We start from the raw sequence: 26,313 nt of genomic DNA, 5'->3' as shown, positions 1-26,313 counted from the left end.
ACACATAAACAAATCAACAAATAAAAATAGAAAATAATCGAGGATGTCAGAAAATGAATAAAACCAAATTAGTATCTACCTTAGGTCCTGCTTGCCAAGACAAAGCTATTTTAAAGCAATTAGTTAAAAACGGTCTTAATGTTGCGCGTTTTAATTTTTCTCACACTGATTATGAAAATAGTAAAAAAAATCTTAAAGTTATTCAAGAAATTAATCAAGAATTAAACACTTATGTAGCAACTATGTTAGATACCAAAGGACCTGAAATTCGTACTCATGAATTTGATGGACAAGTCCAAATCGAAAAAAATACTCAAATAAGAATAGCTTTTAAAGAAGTTTTAGGAACCAAAGAAAAGTTTTCCATTAACTATTATGAACTTTATGATGATATTAAAATAGATGATTTTATCTTTATTGATGATGGTTATCTTACTTTAAAAGTAATTGATAAAGATGAACAAAATCGTGAATTAGTAACTAAGGCTCAAAATAGTCATATAGTTAAATCTCGTCGTGGCGTTAATGTTCCTGGTATTAAATTAAAAATTCCTTATATTTCTGAAAAAGATACCTGTGATATCACTTTTGCTTGTCAACAAAAATATGATTTTTTAGCTCTTTCTTTTGTCAGAAAAACTCAAGATGTTTTAGATGTCAAAGAAATTGTAAATTCTTGTCAAAATAAAAATATTAAAATTATTTCTAAAATTGAAAACCAAGAAGGAATGGATAACTTAGCAGACATCATTGCTGTTTCTGATGGCATTATGGTAGCTCGTGGTGATTTAGGAATTGAAGTTTCAGGTGAATTAGTCCCCATATATCAAACTCAAATGATTCAAGATTGTCTTAATGCAGGGAAACCTGTTATTGTAGCTACTCAAATGTTAGAATCAATGCAAAAAAACCCTCGTCCTACAAAATCCGAAATTAGTGATGTATGGAATGCTGTTTTAGAAGGTACTACAGCTACTATGTTATCAGGGGAGTCAGCTTCTGGTCTTTATCCTGAATTAGCAGTTTCTTATATGACTAAAATCAATCATAAAGCAGAAGAATATGTTGATTATGAATTTATGACAAGTTTATATGAACCTACAAATACTACAGATTATTTAGCATATGGTGTTATCCAAATGGCGTTAAAAGGACGAATTAACATCATTGTAGTAGATGATCTTAAATATGCTTATGCTTTAAGTAAATTACATTCTCCAGTTCCTGTTTTAGTCGAAGTTAAAGATCAAAATGAAGGTAACTCTTTAGCTCTTAATTTTGCTAATATCCCTTATATTAATCAACATGAATTAATTACTAAATTAAAGATTTTACAAAAAAAAAAGTTAAATAACTTAGTTATTGCAACAATTACCAAAGATACTTTAACTCTTATTTAAAAACTAAAAAAACTAAAAAACAAAAATACCCTTAATATATCAAAAAAACAGTAGATTTAAATGAATAAATCTACTGTTTTATTATTTTTTATCTTTATTATAATAAAGAGTTCTTTTTTCACCTGTTTGCATAGCATATAAATCAACTTTACGAAGTTTTTGAATTTTACGAGTCTTCCAAAAAAAACCTTGAGATTTGTATTTATAATAAGGAAAACGAAGTTGTAAATCATAATTATATAATGAAAAAGGAGCTTTAATTTGACATTTAATAGGAAATTTAGCAACAATTTCATTATTATCTAATTTTTTTAAAAGAATACTTTCAATATTAACATAAGAAGGTCCATTGTAATCAGCGACTTTTTCATAAACGATATCAGTATAAAAATTTTTTTCCAAAAAATTAGCTTCACTTAAAGAAATAGGGATTTCATCTTTCCAAAAAATATACATGTTTTTAGCACCATTCCCTAAATTTTTTAAAGCTTCTAAAGAATAGCAATTGCTAGTATTTTTTCTAGTTCCTTCATCAAAATAAATTAATAAAAGCTTTTCAGGTAAAGGATTTTCTAAGAGAGAATTAAAACAAACATAAGATTGATATATTTGATCATTGTATATACCATATCTAAAATTTTTGACAAAATGTCGGTTAATGAATTTATTTTTTAACCATTCCAATGCTTTGCTATCTTGACTTTCAGAACCTAAATATATATTCCAAACATTCATATCTTGAATTTGAGATTCTAATTGTGGCGAGAATTGTTGACAAATACTTAATAATTTAGGCTTGTTTTTGTCATAATATGTATTTAATAATTCGATTTTACTTTTGGAAATATAATTTTTAGATTTTACAGGTTTGAAAAATTTTATTTTTTTAATCTCTTTTTTATTACGCTTTGATCTTGTTTTTATTTTTAACAAATTTTGATTTTTATGATATTGTTTATATTTTAAAATAGGGGATTGGGTTTTAAATTGAGATATATTATGAAAATTATCACTCAAATTATTATAATTAACATTTGGTAATGATAAAGATAATTTTTGAGGAAATAAATTATTTTGCAGAAACACAAGCAAAACAAAGATAATTATTAACATAGTAAAAAAGAATATTTTTATATGATAGATTTTTTTTTTCAAGGATGGCACTTGCACTTTTTTATTATTTGCCTTCCATTTCTTTTTTTTTAACTATTTTTTAAGATTTATTTTAAAATTTTTTTTGATTAATTATGAATTACGCATAATTTACAAAAAGAAAAAAAGAGATTAGTTAATCTCTATTTCAACATTTTCAATTACTTTAAATTATTTCTTTTTTTAAAAGATGATAAAAAAATCACTAATACAATTAATAAAACAATAGCAATGCTAGTAATTATAATATAAATTAAATAATTATTTTCTTTCCAAAATGATTTAAATTGATGATTAGCAACTTTAGAATTTAATTTTACTATTTCTTTAGGTTCTGTGTTTGTATTTGGGGCACTTATGTTAATAGTTTTATTATTTTCCGAATTTTCTGTCTTTTCTTCTATATTAAGGGATGTATCTTCATCTTTATAATTTATTTCAATAACTTTATCATTTTCCGAATTTAATAAGTTTTTTTGTAATTTTTTGTCTGTCTCGTCTTCTGTGTTAACATCTTTTTTATTTTCATTATCTGGTTGCTTATTTTTAGAATTTATTAAAATTTTTTGTAATTCTTTTTCTGTCTGTTCTTTAGCTTTTTTTAAAGCTGATTCGATATTAGGATCTTTTTTTAGTTCTTTGCTTATTTCTTGTTCAAGTTTTTTATAAAATTTTGTATGATTTATTTGGGAGTTATTTTCTAATTTATATTCTTCTTTTATTGTTTCCAATAATTGATGTTTTAATTTTTTGATGATAACATTTAATTTGATTTTTCCTTTATATTTCAATGATGTAGAAGGAGCTTTAACAGTAATCATGTTTGAACCTGATTTATGAGTATTTGTTTCAAAAATTAGTTCGTCAATATCTGATAAATTTAAATTTGGATTTTTTTCAATAATTGCTTTTGGAAACACTTCTTGGAATGATTCTTTTGTGTTAACTTTGGTTAATTGAATCTCTCCTAAATCTGTATTTTGAATTACATTATTTAAATCTTGTTTAACTTTAAAATAAATTTTTATTTGACCTTTTAATTTTGTAGCATTTTCTTGTACTGTAATTAAACCTTCACATTCATAATCTAAAGATGTATCATTTAGTATTTTAAATGATATTTCAGAATCTTTTAAATAATTTTTTGTATAAAGAAATAATTCTTGGTTTAATTCATTAATTCTTTCACAGATATCTTTTACAGTTGGTATATCTTCAAAAACCCCTAAATTAGGTTTAATAGAACCAATATCAAATAATTCTTTTTCTTGCTCATTTGCGGAAACTGAAAGAAAATGAGAATTTATGGCAAATAGTAAAAACAGCAATAAAATGCTTAAAAAAAATTGCCCACCTTTTTTGAAATTTTGGAATTTTTTAAAATTATTATTATTCAATGATTTCATTAATATATAACTTTCTAATATCTTAAGCCATTAGCAAGCTTAAAATCGTTTTAGAATTTAAAAACAATTTTTATTTAATGTCTTTCTACCATTTATAATGCTTTTAAAATCCAATAATATTATAACTTAACCAAAATGAAAAATAAATACTTTTTTTGAAATATTTTTATAAATTAATTTATTTTTTGTTTTTTTTAATGTTAAAATTTAGATATGGTGTTTGAAAAATAAAAATAATTTTCAAAACATCACAATCATTAATCACCAAATTCTTAAAATAAAAAAATATAAGATATATAATTCAATATATTGTATTTTTGTTTTATTTAATTTATTACCTTAATTTGTATTTGTAATTAAAATAATAATTTAGTTTCATTGGTGTAGATAAACAAAAAAATAACTTATTTTAATTTTTTTTGTTTAATAAATATCTTGATATTGGTAATTCAAAGCAATAAAATACTAATTAACAACATATCGTAAATAACAAATATAATTATTAAAATGATGAACTATCTAATTTAAAAATTCAAATAAAAGAATAATAAAAAAACAATAAAATCAAAAAAGAGATTTCAACGATAATTGCATGAATTTTACTAAAGAGGTTTTTAAAAGAAAAGAAGTTTTAATTAAATCTTTGAAAAATTTATTATAAATTAATAGTAAAATAAATATTTTCGATCTCCACAGAAAGGAAGCTCTTTTTGACGAAAGAAACTATTAAGCTTTAAAATATATGTTAGATTCAGGAAAACAAAATGGGTTTGAAGTAGTTAATGTTGATGAATATGAAGTAAATATTGAGTATAGCAAAAAAAGAGTAGATAGAAGTTATTAACCATTTAGATGTTATTCTTGCTGGCGCTAATTGGCATTATCTTCTTTATGAAGGGCAAATTTTATAAAATAAATTTATGGTAGGGGGGGCAAAGATGATAAAAGACCTACTATTGCTACTTTTTGGGTTTTAAACATTTTAAAAGAATTAAACTTAACGTTATAAAAAAAGAATTAAATTAATTTTAGGATTAGATGAAGAAACTGAATGAAGTTGTATGAATCATTATTTTCAAAAATTTTACCAATTACTTGTTTGTGGTTTTGTTTCTGATAACACTTTCCCTGTTGTTTATTTTGAAAAAGGTATTTGTATTTTTAGTCTAAAACGAATCTTCAAAGATCCCAAAATTATTAGTATTAAAAACCAGCAGCTTTTCTAATGTCGTTCCTGAATTTGCTCAAGCTATTTTAACTTTTGATCAGAAATATGAATTTTTATTTAATGTTTTTTAGCTCAAAATCCTATTAAAGCCACTTTAACACACATTTGTAATAAACCAAAATACAAATAGATTTTTTTTAGGTGTAACTGAACATGGTTTAACTCTTGAACAAGGAATAAATCCACTTTATCAATGGATAAAAATTTTAAATTCTTTAGAAATTAATAATTATTCAACTGCATTTTTAATCATTATTTAGTAGATGATACCAAATCACAAAAATTGGCGATTCGTTGTTGTAATATAGAAACAGGAAAAATGGTTTGTTTTTCAGGTATACTTAATTATGAATATAATTAAGTTCATTTTTTACTAAATTTAAGATATCCACGGGGGATTAAATATGAAATAATTTGAAAGAAACTAAAGCAATTAACATCCCAAAATAATTTTACTTGTACATTTTATTTTAGCCAACTATTTTTATATACCAACCCTTAAAGTAATTTTATTAAAAATTTAATATAATTATATCAAAAATATACTCATGATTTGGTTTCTAAACTTTTTTTATGTATTGATAGCGGAATCTTTGCTAGATATCTCCCTAATTTAGTAGCTTTTGAACTTCATTTTATAAGCGAACCATTTTTTTAACTAATCAAAAAGATGAATTTATATCAATTGATAATTTGATTAAACTAACAACTATTTATACTGAAGTTTTCTATCTTTTAGCTAAATATTAAATTAAAAAAAGAATTAATAATCAAAAAATAGGAAGTGAAATAAGATATGACTAATTATTTAGATTTATGTCGTTTAATTTTAAAGCAATCTATTGATAAAGATGATCGTACCAAAACAGGGACTAAAAGTATTTTTGGTCATCAAATGCGTTTTAATTTGCAATATGGTTTCCCTTTATTAACTACTAAAAAAATGTATTTAAAAGCCATTATTTATGAACTTTTATGGTTTTTAAAAGGAGACACCAACATTTCTTATTTAGTTAAAAATAATGTTAATATTTGGAATGAATGGCCTTATCAAAAATATAAAAAGTCATCTGATTTCCAAAATGAAACTATAGAAGGGTTTATCCAAAAAATCAAAAACAATCCCACTTTTGCAGCTTTATACGGCAATTTAGGACCTGTTTATGGTAAACAATGGCGTGACTTTAATGGTTTTGATCAAATTAATTTTTTAATTTCTGAAATTAAACAAAATCCTAATTCCAGGCGCTTAATACTTAATTCTTGGAATCCTAATGAATTAAAACATATGGATTTGCCTCCTTGTCATGTGTTAATCCAATTTTATGTTAATCAAGGTAAAATTTCTTTACAACTTTACCAAAGAAGTGGTGATGTCTTTTTAGGAGTTCCTTTCAATATTGCATCTTATTCTTTGTTACTCATGATGGTTGCTCAAGTCACTAATTTACAACCTTATGAATTTATTCACACTTTAGGTGATGCACACATTTACAATAATCATTTACAACAAATAGCAACCCAAATTAAAAGAGTTCCTAAAAAACTCCCTCAAATGATTTTAAATCCTAATGTAGCAGATATTCATCAATTTCAATTTAGTGATTTTACTTTAAAAAATTATATTTGTGATGAGATTTTGAAAGGAGATATTGCTATATGATTTATTTAATTACAGCTTTGGATAGTAATAATTTAATAGGAAAGGATAACCAATTACCTTGGCATTATCCACAAGACCTTTGTTATTTTAAACAAATGACGGTTAATCAAAATGTTTTAATGGGGTATGAAACTTATAAATCTTTAAAACAATATTTTAAAACTAAACCTTTTAATTTTAATAAAACTTATGTTGCCTCTTTTAACAAGGATTTACAATTACCAGATAGTGAAGTAGTTAATGATTTATCCATATTTTGGAAAAAATTTGTTAATCAAACAACCGCTAATCTTTTTGTTATTGGCGGTGGAAAAATTTATCAACAAGCCATACCTTATGTCGATATTTTATATATTACTCACATTCTTGAAAGACATCAAGGCAATGTTTATTTTCCTCCTATCAATTGGCAACAATTCCAATTGGTTACAAAAGTGATCCAACCACAATTAATTTTTGCAACTTATCAAAAAGGAAAGAAATAACCATCATGTTTATTTTAATATTTATAATTATTTGGCCTTTAGCCACTTTTTCCCTTTTTAAAATTCTTTGGTTAAACTCTTTTTATTTCTTTCCTTGTTATTTACTTTTAGCTTTTTTGTTATCTTTTTTAGTGATTTTTTTAGTTTTATTATTATCCCTTGTTTTGATGTCTTTTTTGCCCCCTAATCATCGTTTTAAAGGTTTTATCATTACAAGTATTTCTAACTTTATCAAATGTTTTTTAAGAATTAAAATAATTGTTAAAAACTTTCATTTACTTCCTTTAGACAAAAATATTGTTATTTATGCTAATCATAAATCACATATAGATCCTTTTGTCATTGCAAGTGCTCTTGCACCAAGAACAGTTGCATTTTCCCCCAAAGATAAATTTCGTTCTTTTTTAGGAAGTCAGCTATTTTTAAAATTAGCTTTTTATGCCTCTGATTGTATGGTGATTGTAAGAAGTGACATTAGAAAAACAGCTTCTAATTTGTTTCAAGCAGTTTCTAAAATCAAAACTGGTTTGGCTATGGTAATTTTTCCTGAAGGAGGAATTAAAGATCGCAATAACGAACAAGCAGTTCCTTTGTTAGGGGGAGCTTTTAAAATTGCTTTTAAAAGTCAAGCAGACATTGTTCCTGTTACTATTAAAGGAGCTAGTCGCATTAAAAATTACTTTTGGTGGCAACAAAAAACAATAGAAGTCATTATTCATTCACCTTTGGAATATAGGAGGTATCAAGAACAAAAAATGCCAGAATTAGTTGTTAATGTTCAACAAATAATTAATTCCGGTTTAAAATAAAAATTTATAAAGTTTAACAAAGATAATGCATATTATTAGCTTCATAATCGCCATCTAAATTGCGTATTTTATAAAAAATGAAGTTAATTACGGTGTTCCAAAAGTTTAGACATTTTTTATTTTTTAAAAATTCTTTAAGACTAATGATTAAGTCATTAGTCTTTTTTCTTTTCAAAGACTAAAATAATTTTCATATCTTTTCAAAAAATATTTTTTGAAAGGAATAAAATATTAAGACAAGAATTATTTAAAGAATTTTTAAAAAATAAAAAGAATTTAGAAATTCGTAATCAATTAATCGATTTACATTTATCGTTAGTAAATAAGATAGTAAACAGATTTAAATATTATCCGCGTTTATTAATTAGGAGAGGATTTATACCAAGAAAGAATCTTAGGATTAATCAAAGCCCTCAATAATTACCAAGATTTAGGTTATGACTTTATTACTTACGCAACTCCAAAAATCAATTTTAAAATCAGAGAACTGATAATAAAAAGCCACTCCCCTTCAATCCCTCAAAAAAATCATAAAACCAATAACACTTCTTTTCAAGAAGAAAAACACGTTTGGCATTATCAAATTCCTAATCCTTATTAATTGTGGCTAAAACAAGTAAACCATGAATTAATTGCTTAAAAAATTAAAAACCAAATTAAATAAAAACGAATTCAATGTTGTTATCCAATAAAGGTTTTTATTAATTTGTATTGTTAATTCTATTTTCTCTTTTTTTCTTTTCTGGATTATTATTGAATTTTTTTCTTTTCTTTTTTAAGTTTTTTAATAAAAGATGCTTGACCATAAATAGTTTCTCCAATAGCTAAAACAAAAAAACAATTAATCCCAAATATTATTAAATTCATAATTTTATTTTTTCTCTCTTCTCCTAAATAATTAATAATAAAATATATGTGAGTCATTGTTATCACTTTGAAAAACAAGAAATTTTAACGATTTCCTCTTTGAATTTGATAAATATTGGATATTTTATGTAAATTGGCCATTAAATTATTTAATTCTTTAATATCGATTACTAAAACTCGTAATTTCACAATAGTTTCTAATTTTTGATTATTAATGACATTAAATTCTAAAATACTAATTTTTAAACTATTCACTTTATTAATCACTTGTTGTAGTAAAGTATTTTTAGTAGTGGCTATTAAATTAATCCATACCGAATATTTAAAATTTACTGTATTCCCCCAACTAGCTATTACCATTCTTGTAGGTTCTGATTGTTTAAAATTAAGACATTCTTCACGATGAACGACAATACCGCGTCCTTTGGTTAAAAAGCCAGCAATAACATCACCCCAAACAGGAGAACAACAACTAGCTAATTTTAATTGAGGATTCTTAAGACCTTCGATAATTACCCCTGTTTCATTTGTGTGAGTTAATTTATTTTGCGATTTAAATATTTGTTTTTTTAAAAGGATTTCGCTTAAATTAGGACCTTTTAAAGATAATAATTTATTAATAACTGTTTTGATATTTAATTGTTTTTTACTAATTTCTTCATAAAATTCATTTAAAGTTTTAATATTGTAACGTTCGAAATGTTTTTGAATTAAATTTTGATCTAAAAACAACTCAATTTTATGCAAAGCCATTTCTTTTTCAATTATTTCTTTTCCCTTTTGAATGGCTAATAAATCTTCTTCTTTTTGGTCTTTTTTTAAAAAAGTTTTAATTTTTCTTTTAGCGTGAGTGGTTTTTACGATACGCAACCAGTCTTTATTAATAGATAGAATATTTTTATTAGTTTTAATAGAAATAATATCCCCATTTTTAAGTTGATAATCTAAGGGAACAATTTGACCATTAACAATAGCTGCTATCATTTTGCTACCAACTTCAGAGTGAATACGAAAGGCAAAATCAACAGGAGTAGAGCCTTTAGGCAGTTCAAAAACTTCTTGTTTAGGAGTGAAAACATAAACATTATCGCTTAAAATATCATTTTTAATAGCGTCAACAAAATCTTTTGAGGTTTCTTCGGGGTGATTTTGTGATTCATTAGTTATTTTCACCAGTTCTTGGTACCATCTTAATTTTTTAGCAATTTCAATTTGTTTATCTTTTTGAGAATAAATTTTATTTTCTTTGTAAGCCCAGTGCGCAGCAATTCCTTTTTCTGCTATTTCATCCATTTCTTTAGTACGAATTTGAATTTCAAATAAAGAACCATCTTTGGTTAAGACTGTTGTATGCAATGATTGATAAAGATTGGGTTTGGGAACGGCAATATAATCCTTAAATCTTAAAGGCAAGGGTGAAAAGTACCCATGAATAATCCCTAATGATTGATAACAAAGATCGACATTATGAACAATAATACGAATCGCTAAAAGATCAAAAATTTCTTCAAATTGAACTTTTCTTTGATTAATTTTTTTATAAATGCTGTAAATATTTTTAATGCGACCTTTGATAATAGCTTTTTTTAATTGATGTTTATCAAAAAGACTTTTAATATCTTGAATAATATTAATGACTGATTTTTCACGCTGTTCTTTTTTTAATTTAATTAAATTAGAAATGCGATAGTATTGTTCAGGAAGGATATATCTTAAGGACAAATCTTCTAATTGTGATTTAATTTGAAAAAGACCTAAACGATGAGTTAAGGGAGCATAAATTTCTAAAGTCTCTTTGGCAATCCGTTTTTGCTTTTCTTGTGGCATAATTCCTAAAGTTTGCATATTATGCAAACGATCAGCTATTTTAATAATAACTACACGAATATCTTTAGCCATAGCTAAAAACATATTTTGTTGATTATCAGTTTGTCCTTTATTTTGGTGAAAAGCAATTTTAGTTAACTTAGTAGCGCGATAAACTAAATAGGCAATATCTTGACCAAAAAGATCAGTTAATTCTTCCATAGTAGTTTGAGTATCTTCTAACAAATCATGAAGTAAACCAGCTATTAAAGTATTTGATTCACTGTTTAATTGAGCTAAAATTTTAGTAACAGCACAAAGGTGAATAAAATAAGGTTCACCTGTTAAACGCAATTGCCCTGCATGCTTTTTTTGAGCAAAAAGATATGCTTGAGTAATTTTATTTAAAATGTTAGTATCACAAATATTTTGCCTAATTAATTTCATTAAATCTTGATATAAAAGATCTTTTTCTAAAACTGCGATCACAATATCACCTTCTTTTTATAATTTTAATGGTTTCCCAACAATTATATTCATTTGAAATAACACATAATAAAAGAGCCAACAGAAGAACAGTTGTTAATATATTTTAAGCATATAATCGTTTTTGATTTTGGTAATAAACTTCTTGAATAAGACCGCCTCCATAACAAATATTTTGATCATAAAAAGCACAAATTTGACCAGGTGTAACAGCTTTAAGAGTTTGAGGGTAATAGATTTCTAAAGTATTATCGTTAATCCATGTTAAAAAAACAGTTTGGTTGGTTTGACGATGACGCATTTTGGCTTGCATTTTAGTTTTCTTGCAACTACCGCGCCAAATAACATCTACTATTAAAGCTTTATCGCTATATAAATAAGGATGAGATTTCCCTGTTTCAACATATAAAGTATTGGTTTTTAAGTTTTTTCCGACCACAAACCAAGGTTCATTAGTTCCTGCAATATCCCCTAATCCTAAATTTTTACGTTGGCCAATAGTATAATACATAACACCTTGATGATATTTTAAAAAAGTACCGTCTAACCTTTTAATTTCCCCTTTTTGAGCAGGTAAATAATTGGTTAAAAATTGGGAAAAATTACGGTCGCCAATAAAACAAATACCAGTAGAATCTTTTTTAGTAGCATTAATAAGTTGATTGTTATAAGCTATTTGTCTTACTTCAGGTTTGGTTAAATTGCCTAAGGGAAAGAGAATGTGTCTTAATTGTGAAGTTTTTAACTGAGATAAAAAATAGGTTTGATCTTTATTCGTATCAGAAGCACAAGCCAAACAAGGAATACCTTGGACATCATAAATAATATTAGCATAATGACCCATAGCAATATATTGAGGATTAAATTTTTGAAAGGCATAATCGATAAAAGTTTTAAATTTAATTTCATTGTTACATAAAATATCAGGATTAGGAGTTAAATTTTTTTTAAAAGCATCGATAAATGATAAAAACACTTTTTGCCAATATTCTTCAATAAAATCAACTCGATGTAAAGGGATTTCCAATTGCAAAGCCACTTGACAAGCATCTTGATAATCAAGTTCTTGAGGGCATGTTTTATTAACAGAAGGATTGCCATGAATATCAAAATTAAGATTACTATCCCAATTGCGCATAAAAACAGCTTCCACTGTATAACCAACTTGCTTTAAAAGTAAAGCAGCAACGGCACTATCAACTCCTCCTGATAAACCTACAATTACTTTTTTCATTTTAATTCTCACTTCCTTATTTTTTTAGTTTAATCATTGATAAAATTCTTCATTTTATTTAGTTATTTAGCAATTATCAAATATAGTTTATTCATTATGATATTTCTTAAAGTTTTTGATATAGTCTTATTGTCTTTGCAAATCAATTGGCAAACGATATTCATTTCGAGGAGAAAGACTATTTTCTAAAATTTTAGGTCCTGGAGCCATATATTGTCTTTTAAATTGACTTTGATGAAAAAGTTTTAAATAAGAAGTAACTAATGCTTGACTTTCTTTTTGATTGAAATTAAAAGTTTGTTCCAATAACCAAGCCATTTTGTCTTTTTCATAACCATTTTTAATATAGTTAAATAAAATAAAATCTTCTATTAATAATTTTTCAGAAATCATATTTTTGGTTTTTTGTTGGTAAAGTGATTGTAAAGTTTGATGATTTTTCCAAAAATCTTTTGTTAAATGAAAAAGAAGCAACTCTTTGATTAAAGTATTAGGAATGCCAACATTAACATTATAAAGGTGATCATAATATCCGCGAGTACTCATATTTCCTATTGCTATATTAGAAAAATTATTATTTTCTAAAAGTAAAATAGGAGGTGTTTGGCCGCTATTTAAAAAAGATAATAATTGCTTTTGATGAAAAAAATTATGTTCGCTAATATGAATAATTTTTTCAGAGATTAAAAAAGTTTTTAAAAGTTGATAATGATTTTGATCTTTAAAAGTTTGAGGATTAAGGACAATAATTAAATCATGATATGATTTGTGTAAAAGTGCAAAAGTTTGGCGCAATACCATAAAAGTTAAAAAATCATTATTATCATCAGTTATTTCTAAAATTACTTTCGCATCAACATTCTTTAATTTAGTTTTTAAAGCTAAAGTTTGAATTTTATTAGCTAATTTTAATTGATGTTCTAAAGGGAAAGCGGTAATAAAAGGAGTACGACTAAATTTATTTTCAAAACAATATAAAGGAATTTCTTGAATTGTAAAATAAGCTTTTAAAAAAGGAAATTCTTGTCCAATTCTTTGATCACCATAAGTAGTATCAATTCTTCTTTGAAATTTAATATAATCAATATCTACATCAACTAATAAACTATGATGTTCTTGGTTAAACAAATCCCCTTCACCTATTAATTGACCTACTACGGCAGCTATTTTATGATTAGAAAATAAATTATCAACAGTAGATTCAGTGATACCGCTACTAGTATAAAAATAACCGCCTATTTGTTTGCGCGAATGATCTAAAACCGCTATTTGGCGTGGAATAACTTTACCAATATGTTCTGTTGATGAGGAGAGATTAAAAATCAAATGAGCTCCATTTAAAGCAAGTATATCACTAGGAGAAAAAATAGTCCATAAATCTTGACAAATTTCTACTCCAAAAATAACATCATATTGTTGATTAATAAATAAAATATCTCCAAAAGGTACTTTTTGACTTAAAATATCAATATGTTGTGAACTCCATGTTTTTCCTGATTGAAACCATCTTTTTTCATGAAATTCTTTATAATTAGGAATAGTTTTTTTAGGAACAATTCCTAAAATTTTGTCTTTTTGAATAACCACAGCTACATTAAATAAAACCTCTTGTAAAGCCAAAGGCATTCCTAAAATATAAACTCCTTCATAAGTATTATTTTGTAATAACCAATCTAAAGCTTTTAAATTTTCTTTTAAAAAAGTAGTTTCAAAAAATAAATCTCCAGCGGTATAACTACTTAAACAAAGTTCTGGAAAAATCACGAAACTAGCTTTACTAATATTTAAAATTTGTTTAATGCTATAAGCATTAGCTAAAGGATTTGCTACTTTCAAAGAAGGACTTGATAATTGAATTTTGATAATACCGTTTTTATACATTTTGTTATTGTTAACTTTCTTAGTTTTTTTAGAAATAATTAATTATTATTATTTGTAGATACATTGGAAAAAGAAACATATGTTTTTGAAAAAAAAGCTTGGTGTTAATAAAAATAATTATATTAATTGCAATTATATTGCTATTTATCAGAATATATAAAGATGAAATAATTTTACTTGTTTGATAATAATTATATAATTATATTTGTGATTGCAAAAAACCATTATATATTATATATATTGTTAATCATAATTTTTAATAAAACCAAAACAAGAAAGCAATTTGCTAAAAGCAATACTGTATTTTTTTAATAAACATAAATTATTTAAAGAGTTTAAGATAACTTATCTTTATTAAAATTACTTTAATATTCTAAGCAAAAAAATTAATACATCAGGGATATAAAAAAAATAAAGAAAAAAAAGCTAGGTTTTAAAGCTAGCTTTTTAAAAAACATATTAGAAAAATTAATTAATTAAATTATTTTTGTTGTCTTTTTTTAATAAAGTAGTAAGAAACTCCGATGATTGCTATAATAACAGTTGCTATTAGAGTCCAAATCCACCATTTTTTGTAAAAAGGTGTTTCAGCGTTTTGTTGTTTTTCTTCTTCTTTATTAGCACTAGCACTTGGCTCAATGCGGTCTAATTCAAAAGCTTCTGAACTTAATATAGTGCTAGTTGATTTTGGTGTAACTTTGATTTTTGTATTGTTGCTGGTAAGTTCAACTTTTTCAATATCTTCTTTAGTAAGACCAACTATTTTTAGCTCATCAATTAGGTTAATTCCTGCTAAAACTTTTTCTACATCTTGAGCATCTTCTATTGATAATGTTACTTTTCTTTTATTGATATCTTTTACTATATCAGCAAACTTTCTTGGGGTAGCAAAAACAGAAGAAGTAACTAAACCTAAACTTAAAACAATAACAACAAATAAAGTAGTTAATTTAGTAATCAAAGACTTTTTAACGTTTTTGTTTTGCATGTTTTTTTTCCTTTCTTTTATGTTTTAAAAGTGTTTTAGTATATATTTCTAAGATAGAAAGATAACCAAAACCTACTATTATTTTAACATAAAAAAAGAAAAAAAGAAAAAAATTACTTAAAAAAATATTATTCAGGCATACTCATATTCATATCACTTGATATTTTCTCATCTTTTAAACTAACAACAGCGGCTTCAGTAGTAATCATTAAAGAAGAAATAGAAGCAGCATTTAAAATAGCTTGACGAGTAACTTTAGTAGGATCAATAATGCCTGCTTGAATCAAATCAACATATTGACCTGTTTTAGCGTTAAAACCAAAATTTATTTTTTGGTGTAACTGTTGTCTTACTATATGATCACCATCAAAACCAGCATTTTCAGCAATTTGATAAGTTGGAGTTAAAAGACTTTCAATAACTACATTAATCCCTTTTTGAATTTCTTTATGATCGCTTGATAAAGTATCTTTTAATTCTTGATAAACTTCAACTAAAGCTTTACCACCACCAACAACAGTTCCTTCAGTAATAGCTGCTTTAGTAGCGTTAAGAGCATCTTCAAGACGTAATTTTTTATCTTTTAATTCAGTATCAGTAGTAGCTCCAACTTTAATTAAAGCAATCCCACCAGTTAACTTAGCTAATCTTTCTTGTAATGTTTTCGTTTCGTAATCCAAAGTAGAATGTTTAATTTGCTTTTCTAATAATTCAATACGCTTATTTAAAGCTTCTGTCATAGCAGCTCCTACTAAGGTAGTATTATCTTTTTTGATAATGGTTTTATTAATAGTTCCTAAATCATCAATTTTAACATCTGTTAATTTCATATTTAATTCTTTCGAAACAAAAGTAGCTTTAGTTAAAACAGCAATATCTTGTAAAATTTCTTTTTGATTATCGCCAAAACCAGGAGCATTAGTAACAACTACATTAAAAGTACCTCTTAATTTATTAGCAACCAAAACTCCTAAAACTTCATTTTCGACTGATTCAGCCACAATTAATAAAGATTTAGATTCTTTCACAACACCTTCTAAAATAGGTAAGATTTCTTGAATAGTACTAATTTTATGATCAGTTACTAAAACTAATGGTTGGTTTAATTCAACTGCCATAGATTCTCTATCTGACGCAAAATAAGGAGAAGCATATCCTTTATCATATTGTAAACCTTGAACTACTTCTAATTCAGTTTCAAATCCTTTGGATTCATCTACATTAATAACACCATTTTTACCAACTTTTTCCATAGCTTGAGCAATAATTTTTCCAATTTCTTGACTTCCTGAAGAAATAGCTGCTACATTTTGAATATCCTCTTGAGCTGCTACTTTTTTAGTTTTAGCTAATAATTTTTGAGAAACTGCTTGCGAAGCTAATTCAATTCCTTCTTTGATTAAAATAGGATTAGCTCCTGCATCAATTGCTTTAAAACCACGATGAATCATACTTTGAGCCAAAACAGTTGCTGTTGTAGTTCCATCTCCTGCTTTATCATTAGTTTTAGCAGCTACTTCATAAACTAATTTAGCACCCATATTTTGATAAGGGTTTTTTAATTCAATTTCTTTAGCAATCGAAACACCATCATTTACAATTATAGGTGATTCATAATTTTTTTCCAAAATAACATTACGTCCTTTTGGCCCTAAAGTTACTTTAACTACATCAGAAATGGCATCAACGCCTTTTAATAATGCTTTTCTAGCATCTTTACCTAAAAGTATTTGTTTACTCATTTTTTTACTCCTTTAAGATTTGTTTTTATTGATGATTTTAGTAAATCAGTTAATGTGATTTATTAACTATTTAACTATTAATTATTTTTAGATATATATATACTATAATATTAATTGCTATATAGTAAAATCATATTATTAAGTTTTTAAGCTTTAATTTGTGCTAAAATATCTTTCATAGCCAAAATTAAATATTCTTCTTGATTTAAAGTAATTTTACTACCAGCATAACTTTTATAAACTACTTCATCATTTTGACAAAGTCCTTCAACTTTAGGACCTATATTAACCACGATGCCAACAGAAGATTTTTCTTTTTCAGATAAAGCCAAAAGAATACCACTGTCAGTTTTAGTTTCTTCCATTTTTAATTTTAAAACAACATTATCATGTAAAGGAACAATTGTTTTCTTCATTTTAAATTCTCCTTTTAGTTTGAATTTGATTTTTGAAAATATTTTAAATATTGAAATATAAATGCGAAATTAAAAAATTATTATTTTGGCAATTATATAAGGTTAGTGCCAAACCAACTTTATTATAACTGAAAATAAAATAAATGTCAATCATTTAAAATAGTAAGCAATATGAGATAATTGCTTTTGATATAAGTGTTTTAGTTATTTTAAAATAAAGGTAGCAGATAGGTGAATCATTTAATGATAAATTAAAAGAAGACCAACTCAAAAGTTAGTTTTAATATGGCGAAAAGGTTTTTAAATGAATTTTAATTTTAGAATAAAGCACTTTGCAACTAATTTAATCTGAGTAAAGCCTCTTTTTAAACTTATAAATCAAATAAATTCCAAAAGTACTTGTAAAAATTAAGAAACTTAAAAGAAAAAGCAAATAATCTTTTTGACTAGGAAAAGCGATGATATCATTCCAATAAGTATTGATTAATTTTTGATTGTTGGCGTTATATTGATAAATAGTGTCCTTGTCTGTGATTTCAATTGATTTGTGATTCTCAACTTCATAAGGAGAATTATATTTCATATATTCTAAATTAGCAAGATAATTTTCTTTTTTTCTTAAAAAATTAATAAATTGATAAACTAAATCTTGTTGACTTCCTTTAGGAATTACTAAAGCATCAACCCAAACATTAGTTCCTTGTAAAGGAGAATCTAAAATAGCTAAATTCTTATTTTTTTCTTTTAAAAACTGAGCATCTCCAGAATAAGCAACAACTACATCATATTGTTCTTGATTTTCTTTATACATACGATCAATTATTTGATCATTAATAAAAGCTAAATTAGGTTTTTTCTTTTTTAATTCCAAAATCCATTCTTTAGCCTTTTTTAAGTTTTCTTCATTTGTTTGAGAAGCTGCTTCTGTTACTTTTAAACCCACCATTAAACCATCACGTGAATTATTACATAAAGCAACTTTTAAATCTTTTTCTTCTAAGATGTTAAAACCTTTGGCTTCTATTATTTTTTGTTGTACTTTTTCTTTGTTATAAAGAAGTACTACTTTTCCCATAAAATAAGGAATAGCATAGAAATTAAATTGAAGGGGCAATTTCTTTGATATGTTGGTGTTGAATTGATTACTATATTCATGATAATAATCTTCTGTTTTTTCTAATTTCTTTGTATCCAACTTTTCTAACTTTTTTTCTTGCATTAATTGATCAATGGCGTATTCACTTAAAATAACTAAATCATATTGATTATTACTTTTAATTTTAGTAACCGCTAATTCATTGGAAGCAAAAAGTACTTGTTTTACTTGAATATTAGTTTCTTTTTCAAATTTTTGTAAAATAGCTGGATTTAAATATTCTCCCCAATTAAATAAAGTAAGTACTTGTTGCTGTTTTTTATTATCTTTAGAATTGATCTTAATAACACTTAAAGTTATTATTAAAATAACCATAACTACAAAGATCAAATACCAAAATAAAGAAAATCTTGTTAATTTCATTTTAATCTTTTAACTGTTCTTTTTTGATACATCACTAAATCAAAAATAACTTTGGAACTAGTTAAAATAATTAAAATAGTAGATAAAGCATTAACAGTAGGATTAATAGTTCCCTTAAGGCTATAAATATAGGCAGAAATATTTTGATATTCAGCACCACCAACAAAATAAGATATCATAAAATCATCAAAAGATAATGTGAAAGATAAGGTGGCACCAATTAACATAGCTCCTTTTAATTGAGGTAAAATTACTTTGGTTAAAGCTTTTAAAGGGGTAGCTCCTAAATCATAAGCAGCTTCTAAAGAATTAGGATTAAGACTAATAACTTTAGGATAAATTGAAACAACAACAAAAGGAGTACAAAAAGAAATATGAGTTAAAAGCATTTTCCAAAAAGAGGATTTTAAACCAATAAAGCCAAAAACAACAAACAAAGATAAAGCAGTAATAATTTCAGGAACAACAATAGAAAAATGACTCATATTCAAAATCATATTACGCCATTTTTTTTTTAAAGTTTGAGCTAAACTAATAGCTGCAAAAGTTCCTAAAAAAGTCGATATAATAGTAGTTAAAAGAGCAATTTTTAAAGTAATTACAATAGATGAATTAATAGTTTTATCTGTCCATAATTTTTGATACCATTGTAAACTAAAACCATTCCAATTGATTAAAGAAGTCATTCTGCCTTCCCCTCGATTAAAAGAAAAGATAATTAAAGATATAATAGGAAGATAAATAAAAATTAACATAATGGCAATATATAAAATATTAATTTTTTTAGGTTTAAATTTAAGTTTCATTATGTGCTCCTACAAAACTGGTTTTTTTAAAAAGATGAAAAATTAAAAACATAGTTAAAGATAAATAAATAGCAATAGCACAAGCTTGTTTAATTTCTCCACTTAATAAAGTTTTATTTTCAATTAATTCAGCAATAGTAATTTGATTAGTAGCTCCTAAATAACGAGGGGCTACAATATTAGTAACTGCTTGTAAAAAGACTAAAGAAACCCCAGCTATCACTCCATTAAGAGATAAAGGCCACAAAATTTTTTGAAATACTTGCCATTCACCCGCTCCTAAATCTTTAGCTGCTTGAATTAATTGAGGATTAATCTTAATAATAGCTGTATAAATAGGTAAAAACATAAAAGGTAAAAATAAATAAATTAATCCTAAAATCATAGCAAAATTAGTTTCTAATAATCCTATTTTTAAAAAATTTTGTAACATATCTAATATTTGAACTAAAGCTTGAATTTTAATAATCATATTAATCCACATAGTAGCATTAATTAAAATAACTAAAAAAGTTTGTAAAGTAGGATTTAAAAGAGAAATAATATAGGCTAGAGGATAGACAATAATTAACAGCAAAAAGGTAACAATAATAGAAATGGCAACAGAACGCAATAAAACATATAAAAAAGAAGTATTAGTTAAAAACTCTTGATGATGAATAAAAGTAAAATGAGTAGGGAAAATATCTGGTGTTAAGGCATTATTTTGAAAAGAATCAAGAAAAATAAAAACCATTGGCAAAAAAATTAACCCTATTAAAAGAAGATAATAAGGCAGAATTAAAAAACGATATAATTTTTGATTATCTTTAAAAGTATAAATATTATTATTTTTCATTGCCAAATCTCCATTACATGAATATCTTCGGGATTAAAGGTAATATCTACTTCTTTATTAATTGAGACATGATCTGTTGTTTGAATCGTATAAGTTCTTTTAAGAGTTTTAACATCAATCTCCCAATAAACTCCTTTAAAAACAACAGATTCCACTATACCTGTAATTAAACCTTTTCCTTTGGAAACAATATCAATATCTTCAGGACGAATCACTATATCTACTGTTTCATTTTTATGAAATCCTTGATCAACACAAGTAAAATCTTGATAATCAAAATGGACTAAAAAATCATTTTTCATCACACCTTTGATTAAATTAGATTCTCCTACAAATTGAGCAACAAATCGATTAGCAGGTTCATTATAAATTTCTTGAGGAGTCCCTATTTGTTGAATTTCACCATGATTCATCACAACTACTTTATCACTCATAGTAAAAGCTTCTTCTTGATCATGAGTCACAAATAAAAAAGTAATTCCAGTGTTTTTTTGAATTTCTTTTAATTCATATTGCATTTCTTGCTTTAATTTTAAATCCAAATTTGATAAAGGTTCATCTAATAATAATACTTGTGGTTTGTTAATTAAAGCCCTTGCAATAGCAACTCGTTGTTGTTGTCCTCCTGATAATTGCTCAATCATTCTTTGTCCTAATCCTTGTAAACTCATGATTTTAAGATATTTTAACACTTCATTCCTAATTTTTAATTCTTGAGTTTTTTTGTCAAGTAAGTTATTTTTTAATATTTTTTGTTTATTTTCAAATTGTTTAGTTAACTTTTTTATTTGTTCTTTTAATTTTTGATTTACTATTTGTTTTTCTTGGGAACAAGATGTTAAAGCTATTTCTTTTTTCCCTTTTTGCAATAATTGTTCTTTCTCATGATTATATTGAATTTGGTTATGCTTCAAACTCTCTTTATTTGTTAAATTAAAATCCTTTAAACGCAATCCAAAAGCAACATTTTCAAATACATTTAAATGAGGAAACAAAGCATATTTTTGAAAAACAGTATTAATTGGTCTTTTATGAGCAGCTAAATTTAAAATACTTTTTTGTTGAAATAAAATTTCTCCACTACTAGGATTTTCAAAACCACCGATAATTCGCAAAATAGTAGTTTTACCACAACCCGAAGGCCCTAATAAAGTAACAAATTCATTTTGTTTAATATCTAGATTAATCCCTCGTAAAATTAATTGATTATCAAAAACTTTAGTTAAATCTTTTAAAGTAATTAATGTTTTCATGTTACCATACCTACTTACTATTTTATAAAATTTATCAATTTTAATAAATTAATTATTGCTAATTTTAGCATATCATAAAATGATAAAATTAAGAGTATAAAAAATAATTTTTAACAAATAAATACAATGACAAAATAATGACAAATCAACAAATTGATCATTTTGAACTTTGATAATTTAATCATTATTGTCTTAATCATATAAAAAAATGAACTGCTCAAAAAAAATGGAACCAGTTAAAAACAACAAAATAGCCAAATTGAAAAAGGAGGATAAATGTTAGAAGCGGAGCAAATATTATTAGCAATATTTTTTCACTTTTTTATTTTTCTGTTTCTCATGGTGATAGCTATATCAGCTAATTGGATCATTTCAAAATCATTAGGTCCATCACCAATGCAAATTAATTAAAAAAATATTTATTAATATTAATCCAGCAATTACCTATTGAAATATCAAAAAATAAAAATATTAAATAATTATTTACAAACAGTTAAAACCTAATTAGAAGGTTTTATACAAAATACTAAAGGAGGTACAAGATGGGTCAGAAAATCAATCCTAATGGTTTAAGATTAGGAATTATTAGAACTTGGGATTCTCAATGTTTTGTTCAAGATAAAGAAATTCCTGTTTTTAATTAAAGAGAAGATTGTTTAATCCGTGAATTAATTAATAATTTTAGCAAAAAAATCGCGATTAGCCAAATTGAAATTTAACACTTAAAAGAAAAAACTAAAAATCGTATTAAAGTTCATATTCATACAACCAAATCCACCTTAATTCCGTATCCGTAAAAATGTCATTTCTGATCATGATTTTAATCAATTAGTAGGACTTTCAACAGTTTTTAACAATCTTTGAAAAGAATAGGTGATAAGTGAATAAAGTTATTTTTTCAGCTTCTAAAAATATAAAAAAACGGAGATTTAAAATGGCAAGAAATATCAAACGTTATTATTCTAAAATAAAATATTTTAGAAGAAAAAATTTGTATTTATCTAGTTTGTTTGGATATAATTGGAATAATTATGGGGATTTTAATTTATGAGGATTTAAATTGCTGATTAATTCTTTGATTTTGTTTTTTGGTTTGGTTTTTATAGTTAACTTGGAAAATATCTAAATGTGTTTTAAAGGTGTTTAATAAAGCGGTTGAGGGTGTTTTTTTTAATAGATGCAAAGTTTTATTGTTAATGAGGTTGTTATAAAAGTAATTAATAGATAATTTGTTTTTTGAGAAAAAATGTTGTTCTTAATTGGTTCCATTTTTTTGGAGTTTATCATTGTTATCAATTACTTGAAAAAAAGGAAAAATTTTTAAATAAAAAGGGGGAATAAGGTATAAAATATAAATGGATGATTATTTTTGTATTTCTTATTATAAATATAGTTATTCCTTGAAAAATAAAGAAAGAGTTTTATAAAATAAAAATGAATGTAAAAGAAAAAGCTTTAGAATTGCATGAAAAACACCAAGGAAAATTAGCTATTGTAAGTAAAGTTAAAGTCGAAAATCTGAATGATTTATCATTGGCTTATACTCCTGGAGTAGCAGAGCCTTGTCTTAGAATTAAAGCCAATCCCGAAGATGTTTATCGTTACACTATCAAAGGCAATATGGTAGGAGTAGTTACGAATGGAACTGCTGTTTTAGGCTTAGGCGATATTGGAGCAAAAGCTTCTTTACCAGTAATGGAAGGCAAAGCTATCCTTTTTAAAGAATTAGCTGGAGTTGACGCTTTTCCTATTTGTATTGATTCCAAAGATTCAGCAGAAATTATTAATATTGTTGAAAAAATTGCTCCTGTTTTTGGCGCTATTAACTTAGAAGATATCAAAGCTCCTCAATGTATTGAAATTGAAGATGCTTTAAAAGAAAAACTTGATATTCCTGTCTTTCACGATGACCAACATGGAACTGCTATTGTGGTTGCTGCAGGTATTTTAAATGCTTTAAAAGTAGTAGGAAAATCTATTCATCATGTTGAAATTGTTATTAGTGGAGCTGGTTCTGCTGGTATGGCAGTAGCTAAAATGTTGTTATTGTTAAAACCTAAAAATGTTGTGTTAGTTGATAAAAAAGGCGCTTTATATCACGGCGACAATACATTAAACTCATCACAACAAAAATTAACACAAGTTACTAATAACAAACAAGAAAAAGGTCTTTTAAAAGACGTTATCAAAGGAAAAGATATTTTTATTGGTGTTTCAGCTCCTGGCATAGTTACAAGTGACATGGTAAATACTATGAATAAAGATGCTATTGTTTTTGCTCTTGCTAACCCTATTCCTGAAATTATGCCAGATGAAGCTAAAAGTGGTGGTGCTAAAGTAATTGCTACAGGTAGATCTGATTTCCCTAACCAAGTAAATAATTGTTTAGCTTTTCCAGGAGTTTTCCGTGGTGCTTTAAATGCTAAAGCTACTAAGATTAACGAAGAAATGAAAAAAGCTGCTGTTTATGCTTTAAAAGGGATTATTAAAGAAAGTGATTTAAATGAACAAAATATTTTACCAAGTACTTTTAATAAAGAAGTAGTCCAAAAAATATCTTTAGCAGTAGCTAAAGCAGCTGAAGAAACAGGGGTTATTCGCAAGTGAACTTCTCTCAGGAACAAGAAAATATAGCAGATAAAAAAGGAAAATCCCCTAAAACTATTATTTTAGGTTTTAGTATTCCTGTTTTTGGAATTATTGTAACTATTACTTTAATGCAAGTATTATTGCCAATAATAGGAGGACCTGCGGTTGGGCACCCTTTAATTACCCCTTTATTAATCACTATGCTTTTAGCTGCTATTTTAAAAGCTATAGGCAAAAAGATTCCTATTTTAAAAGATATTGGAGGAGATGCTATTTTATGTATTATTGTTCCTTCTATTTTATTTACAGTTAATTTTTTTCCTGAAAAACATATATTTACCGAAATACAAAAAAATACATTAGACGGTATTAAACATTTAAACAAATCTCAAGGGGGAATTGGATTTACTACTTTTTTTGTTTCTGCTTTGATTATGGGAAGCTTCTTAGGAATGAATATTAAATTATTAAAAAATTCTTTTAAAAAATTTATTCCTTTAATTTTAATCTCCTTAATCACAGGTGCTTTGGTAGTAGGAATTTTAGGTTATTTTTTCACACCTATTAAAGGAATAGTGGCAGATGGTAAACCAACAATTTCTAAAGGCCCTTTTTTAGATGCTCTTTTTTATATTTTTATACCTTTAGCAAGTGGAGGAATTACTACAGGAATTATCCCTTTAAGTAAGGTTTATGGAACTAAAAACGATATTGTTAGTGCAGCTAATAGCCATATTTTCCCCGCTTTGTTAATAGGTGGAGTTTTTAGTATTTTGTTATCAGGGATTATTAAAAAACTTTTTTCAAAAAGTAAATTTAGTGGTAATGGAAAATTAGAAATTAATAATTCGTTATTAATTAATGATAATAAACCAACACCTAAATCTCCTGATACATTTAATTTATCTCAGTTTAGTACTGGATTAATATCTATTTTTGCTTTATATACATTTAGTATCGTGATTAAAGAAATATTAAACAAAATATTTCCTCAAGCTCAACCTTACTTCCCAGATACTATTGTCTTTATTGTCTTTATTGTTATTATCATTAAACTATTTAGCTTAATTTCTGATTATTATATTAAATGCATTAATCAAGCTGCTAAATTTATTACTGTTAATTTTATTTCAGCAATTTTAGTAATTTTAGGATCTACTTTAGAAATTAAAAAAGCTTGGGTTCATTTAAGCAACATTAATTTTATTGTTACATGTATTATGTGTGTCCTTTTAGTTGCCTTAATAGCTGGATATTGTGGTAAAAAATTAGGTTATTATCCTTTAGAAGCTTCTGTCATAGCAGGACTTTGTACAAATAGTATTGGAGGGGTTGGTAATATTGCTATTTTATCGGCATCTGATTTAATGGAATTAATCCCTTTTTCCCAAATTACTACTCGCATTGGAGGATCTTTTATTGTAATTATTGCAAGCATTGCTTATCCTTTAATATATAGTTGATAATTAACTAAATAATGTTTATATAAATTAAATTTTAAATAAAAAAAGTTGTTTAATTTTGGCAAAAAGCTTATTATTGTTTTTACTAAAGTTATAATGACTTTTTTTTATATTTATATAAAATATGAATTTATTAATATCAAAAAAAACTAACTAAAAAGTTAGTTTTTTATATAATGAACAAGGGGTTTTTAAAGTACACTTAGATATATCTAGATATCCTAACAAAATGGTAAATATTTATAATTATAATTTAACTATTTTCTATTTTGTTGTTGTTTC

Annotated in this window: 21 protein-coding genes and 2 pseudogenes; 10 read left to right on the top strand and 13 right to left on the bottom strand. The window is 25.4% G+C overall.

The window, feature by feature from the left end; all coding sequences use genetic code 11:
• Positions 1-53 precede the first annotated feature (53 nt).
• Positions 54-1,400: a pyruvate kinase gene (gene pyk, locus J8J04_RS00560; protein ID WP_212330840.1), complete on the top strand. Its 1,347-nt coding sequence runs from the start codon at positions 54-56 to the stop codon at positions 1,398-1,400.
• Positions 1,401-1,481: 81 nt separating this feature from the next.
• On the opposite strand, the gene J8J04_RS00555 is transcribed toward pyk, so the two are convergent.
• Together J8J04_RS00555 and J8J04_RS00550 are read right to left on the bottom strand one after the other, a co-directional pair.
• Positions 1,482-2,513, bottom strand: coding sequence for a hypothetical protein (locus J8J04_RS00555; protein ID WP_212330836.1), 1,032 nt, complete (start codon positions 2,511-2,513; stop codon positions 1,482-1,484).
• Between the two features lie 200 nt (positions 2,514-2,713).
• Positions 2,714-3,958 carry a hypothetical protein gene (locus J8J04_RS00550; protein ID WP_212330835.1) on the bottom strand — a complete coding sequence of 415 codons (1,245 nt, stop codon included), beginning with the start codon at positions 3,956-3,958 and terminating at the stop codon, positions 2,714-2,716.
• Positions 3,959-5,019: 1,061 nt separating this feature from the next.
• Here J8J04_RS00550 and J8J04_RS00545 point away from each other — a divergent pair.
• The 5 genes and pseudogenes from J8J04_RS00545 to J8J04_RS00525 all read left to right on the top strand — a co-directional run.
• The gene (locus J8J04_RS00545; protein ID WP_212330833.1) at positions 5,020-5,184 is read left to right on the top strand and encodes a hypothetical protein; all 165 of its coding nucleotides are present in this window, start codon (positions 5,020-5,022) and stop codon (positions 5,182-5,184) included.
• A gap of 798 nt (positions 5,185-5,982) precedes the next feature.
• Positions 5,983-6,849 (top strand): thymidylate synthase, encoded by an 867-nt coding sequence (locus J8J04_RS00540; protein ID WP_212330831.1) that lies wholly within the window; start codon positions 5,983-5,985, stop codon positions 6,847-6,849.
• Positions 6,846-7,334 carry a dihydrofolate reductase gene (locus tag J8J04_RS00535; RefSeq protein WP_212330829.1) on the top strand — a complete coding sequence of 163 codons (489 nt, stop codon included), beginning with the start codon at positions 6,846-6,848 and terminating at the stop codon, positions 7,332-7,334. The genes J8J04_RS00540 and J8J04_RS00535 overlap by 4 nt, the downstream gene beginning before the upstream one ends.
• A 5-nt stretch (positions 7,335-7,339) precedes the next feature.
• Positions 7,340-8,143, top strand: coding sequence for a lysophospholipid acyltransferase family protein (locus J8J04_RS00530; RefSeq protein WP_212330827.1), 804 nt, complete (start codon positions 7,340-7,342; stop codon positions 8,141-8,143).
• Between the two features lie 228 nt (positions 8,144-8,371).
• Positions 8,372-8,826: pseudogene (locus tag J8J04_RS00525) on the top strand (sigma-70 family RNA polymerase sigma factor); the annotation flags it as partial.
• 67 nt (positions 8,827-8,893) lie between these two features.
• On the opposite strand, the gene J8J04_RS00520 reads toward J8J04_RS00525, so the two are convergent.
• From J8J04_RS00520 to J8J04_RS00470, 11 genes are all read right to left on the bottom strand, one after another.
• Positions 8,894-9,067, bottom strand: a complete 174-nt coding sequence (locus J8J04_RS00520) for a hypothetical protein (protein ID WP_212330825.1) — start codon at positions 9,065-9,067, stop codon at positions 8,894-8,896.
• A gap of 27 nt (positions 9,068-9,094) precedes the next feature.
• Positions 9,095-11,305 (bottom strand): RelA/SpoT family protein, encoded by a 2,211-nt coding sequence (locus tag J8J04_RS00515; protein WP_308705499.1) that lies wholly within the window; start codon positions 11,303-11,305, stop codon positions 9,095-9,097.
• Positions 11,306-11,408: 103 nt separating this feature from the next.
• Positions 11,409-12,536, bottom strand: coding sequence for a tRNA 2-thiouridine(34) synthase MnmA (gene mnmA, locus J8J04_RS00510; protein ID WP_212330822.1), 1,128 nt, complete (start codon positions 12,534-12,536; stop codon positions 11,409-11,411).
• A gap of 126 nt (positions 12,537-12,662) precedes the next feature.
• Positions 12,663-14,417, bottom strand: a complete 1,755-nt coding sequence (locus tag J8J04_RS00505; RefSeq protein WP_212330819.1) for a nitrilase-related carbon-nitrogen hydrolase — start codon at positions 14,415-14,417, stop codon at positions 12,663-12,665.
• Positions 14,418-14,898: 481 nt separating this feature from the next.
• Positions 14,899-15,405 (bottom strand): hypothetical protein, encoded by a 507-nt coding sequence (locus J8J04_RS00500; protein ID WP_212330816.1) that lies wholly within the window; start codon positions 15,403-15,405, stop codon positions 14,899-14,901.
• 128 nt (positions 15,406-15,533) lie between these two features.
• A complete protein-coding gene (gene groL / locus J8J04_RS00495; protein ID WP_212330813.1) occupies positions 15,534-17,147 on the bottom strand; it encodes a chaperonin GroEL in 1,614 nt (537 codons plus the stop codon).
• Between the two features lie 146 nt (positions 17,148-17,293).
• On the bottom strand, positions 17,294-17,563 hold the full coding sequence (locus J8J04_RS00490; protein WP_212330810.1) for a GroES family chaperonin: 270 nt from the start codon (positions 17,561-17,563) through the stop codon (positions 17,294-17,296).
• A 343-nt stretch (positions 17,564-17,906) separates the two neighbouring features.
• Positions 17,907-19,082, bottom strand: coding sequence for an extracellular solute-binding protein (locus J8J04_RS00485; RefSeq protein ID WP_212330807.1), 1,176 nt, complete (start codon positions 19,080-19,082; stop codon positions 17,907-17,909).
• Entirely contained in the window at positions 19,079-19,888 is an 810-nt protein-coding gene (locus J8J04_RS00480) for an ABC transporter permease (RefSeq protein ID WP_212330804.1), read from the bottom strand. The genes J8J04_RS00485 and J8J04_RS00480 overlap by 4 nt, the downstream gene beginning before the upstream one ends.
• On the bottom strand, positions 19,878-20,726 hold the full coding sequence (locus J8J04_RS00475; RefSeq protein ID WP_212330801.1) for an ABC transporter permease: 849 nt from the start codon (positions 20,724-20,726) through the stop codon (positions 19,878-19,880). The genes J8J04_RS00480 and J8J04_RS00475 overlap by 11 nt, the downstream gene beginning before the upstream one ends.
• Positions 20,723-21,979 (bottom strand): ABC transporter ATP-binding protein, encoded by a 1,257-nt coding sequence (locus tag J8J04_RS00470; protein ID WP_212330798.1) that lies wholly within the window; start codon positions 21,977-21,979, stop codon positions 20,723-20,725. Before J8J04_RS00470 ends, J8J04_RS00475 begins: the two co-directional genes overlap by 4 nt.
• Before the next feature lie 276 nt (positions 21,980-22,255).
• On the opposite strand from J8J04_RS00470, the gene J8J04_RS03345 reads away from it, so the two are divergent.
• The 4 genes and pseudogenes from J8J04_RS03345 to J8J04_RS00450 all read left to right on the top strand — a co-directional run bounded on the left by J8J04_RS03345 (position 22,256) and on the right by J8J04_RS00450 (position 26,031).
• Positions 22,256-22,390: a hypothetical protein gene (locus tag J8J04_RS03345; RefSeq protein ID WP_425305780.1), complete on the top strand. Its 135-nt coding sequence runs from the start codon at positions 22,256-22,258 to the stop codon at positions 22,388-22,390.
• A gap of 131 nt (positions 22,391-22,521) precedes the next feature.
• A pseudogene (locus J8J04_RS00460) lies at positions 22,522-22,764 on the top strand (30S ribosomal protein S3); the annotation flags it as partial.
• A gap of 649 nt (positions 22,765-23,413) precedes the next feature.
• Positions 23,414-24,586, top strand: coding sequence for an NAD(P)-dependent malic enzyme (locus tag J8J04_RS00455; RefSeq protein WP_212330795.1), 1,173 nt, complete (start codon positions 23,414-23,416; stop codon positions 24,584-24,586).
• A complete protein-coding gene (locus J8J04_RS00450; protein ID WP_308705497.1) occupies positions 24,583-26,031 on the top strand; it encodes a 2-hydroxycarboxylate transporter family protein in 1,449 nt (482 codons plus the stop codon). The genes J8J04_RS00455 and J8J04_RS00450 overlap by 4 nt, the downstream gene beginning before the upstream one ends.
• Positions 26,032-26,313 lie beyond the last annotated feature (282 nt).

Origin of the sequence: 'Fragaria x ananassa' phyllody phytoplasma, assembly GCF_018274325.1 — a bacterium.
Classification (GTDB): Bacteria; Bacillota_I; Bacilli_A; order Acholeplasmatales; family Acholeplasmataceae; genus Phytoplasma.
The sequence above is the reverse complement of the archived record's forward strand: the minus strand, read 5'-3'. Positions and strand labels throughout refer to the sequence as shown.

Excerpts from the sequence above, each read along its gene's own strand:
- J8J04_RS00535 (WP_212330829.1), top strand. The coding sequence starts at position 6,846 with ATGATTTATTTAATTACAGCTTTGGATAGTAATAATTTAATAGGAAAG.
- J8J04_RS00550 (WP_212330835.1), bottom strand. The coding sequence starts at position 3,958 with ATGAAATCATTGAATAATAATAATTTTAAAAAATTCCAAAATTTCAAA.
- J8J04_RS00455 (WP_212330795.1), top strand. The coding sequence starts at position 23,414 with ATGAATGTAAAAGAAAAAGCTTTAGAATTGCATGAAAAACACCAAGGA.
- groL (WP_212330813.1), bottom strand. The coding sequence starts at position 17,147 with ATGAGTAAACAAATACTTTTAGGTAAAGATGCTAGAAAAGCATTATTA.
- J8J04_RS00475 (WP_212330801.1), bottom strand. The coding sequence starts at position 20,726 with ATGAAAAATAATAATATTTATACTTTTAAAGATAATCAAAAATTATAT.
- J8J04_RS00545 (WP_212330833.1), top strand. The coding sequence starts at position 5,020 with ATGAATCATTATTTTCAAAAATTTTACCAATTACTTGTTTGTGGTTTT.
- J8J04_RS00500 (WP_212330816.1), bottom strand. The coding sequence starts at position 15,405 with ATGCAAAACAAAAACGTTAAAAAGTCTTTGATTACTAAATTAACTACT.
- J8J04_RS00485 (WP_212330807.1), bottom strand. The coding sequence starts at position 19,082 with ATGAAATTAACAAGATTTTCTTTATTTTGGTATTTGATCTTTGTAGTT.
- mnmA (WP_212330822.1), bottom strand. The coding sequence starts at position 12,536 with ATGAAAAAAGTAATTGTAGGTTTATCAGGAGGAGTTGATAGTGCCGTT.
- J8J04_RS00480 (WP_212330804.1), bottom strand. The coding sequence starts at position 19,888 with ATGAAACTTAAATTTAAACCTAAAAAAATTAATATTTTATATATTGCC.
- J8J04_RS00470 (WP_212330798.1), bottom strand. The coding sequence starts at position 21,979 with ATGAAAACATTAATTACTTTAAAAGATTTAACTAAAGTTTTTGATAAT.
- J8J04_RS00555 (WP_212330836.1), bottom strand. The coding sequence starts at position 2,513 with ATGTTAATAATTATCTTTGTTTTGCTTGTGTTTCTGCAAAATAATTTA.
- J8J04_RS03345 (WP_425305780.1), top strand. The coding sequence starts at position 22,256 with ATGTTAGAAGCGGAGCAAATATTATTAGCAATATTTTTTCACTTTTTT.
- J8J04_RS00520 (WP_212330825.1), bottom strand. The coding sequence starts at position 9,067 with ATGACTCACATATATTTTATTATTAATTATTTAGGAGAAGAGAGAAAA.
- pyk (WP_212330840.1), top strand. The coding sequence starts at position 54 with ATGAATAAAACCAAATTAGTATCTACCTTAGGTCCTGCTTGCCAAGAC.
- J8J04_RS00490 (WP_212330810.1), bottom strand. The coding sequence starts at position 17,563 with ATGAAGAAAACAATTGTTCCTTTACATGATAATGTTGTTTTAAAATTA.
- J8J04_RS00540 (WP_212330831.1), top strand. The coding sequence starts at position 5,983 with ATGACTAATTATTTAGATTTATGTCGTTTAATTTTAAAGCAATCTATT.
- J8J04_RS00505 (WP_212330819.1), bottom strand. The coding sequence starts at position 14,417 with ATGTATAAAAACGGTATTATCAAAATTCAATTATCAAGTCCTTCTTTG.
- J8J04_RS00530 (WP_212330827.1), top strand. The coding sequence starts at position 7,340 with ATGTTTATTTTAATATTTATAATTATTTGGCCTTTAGCCACTTTTTCC.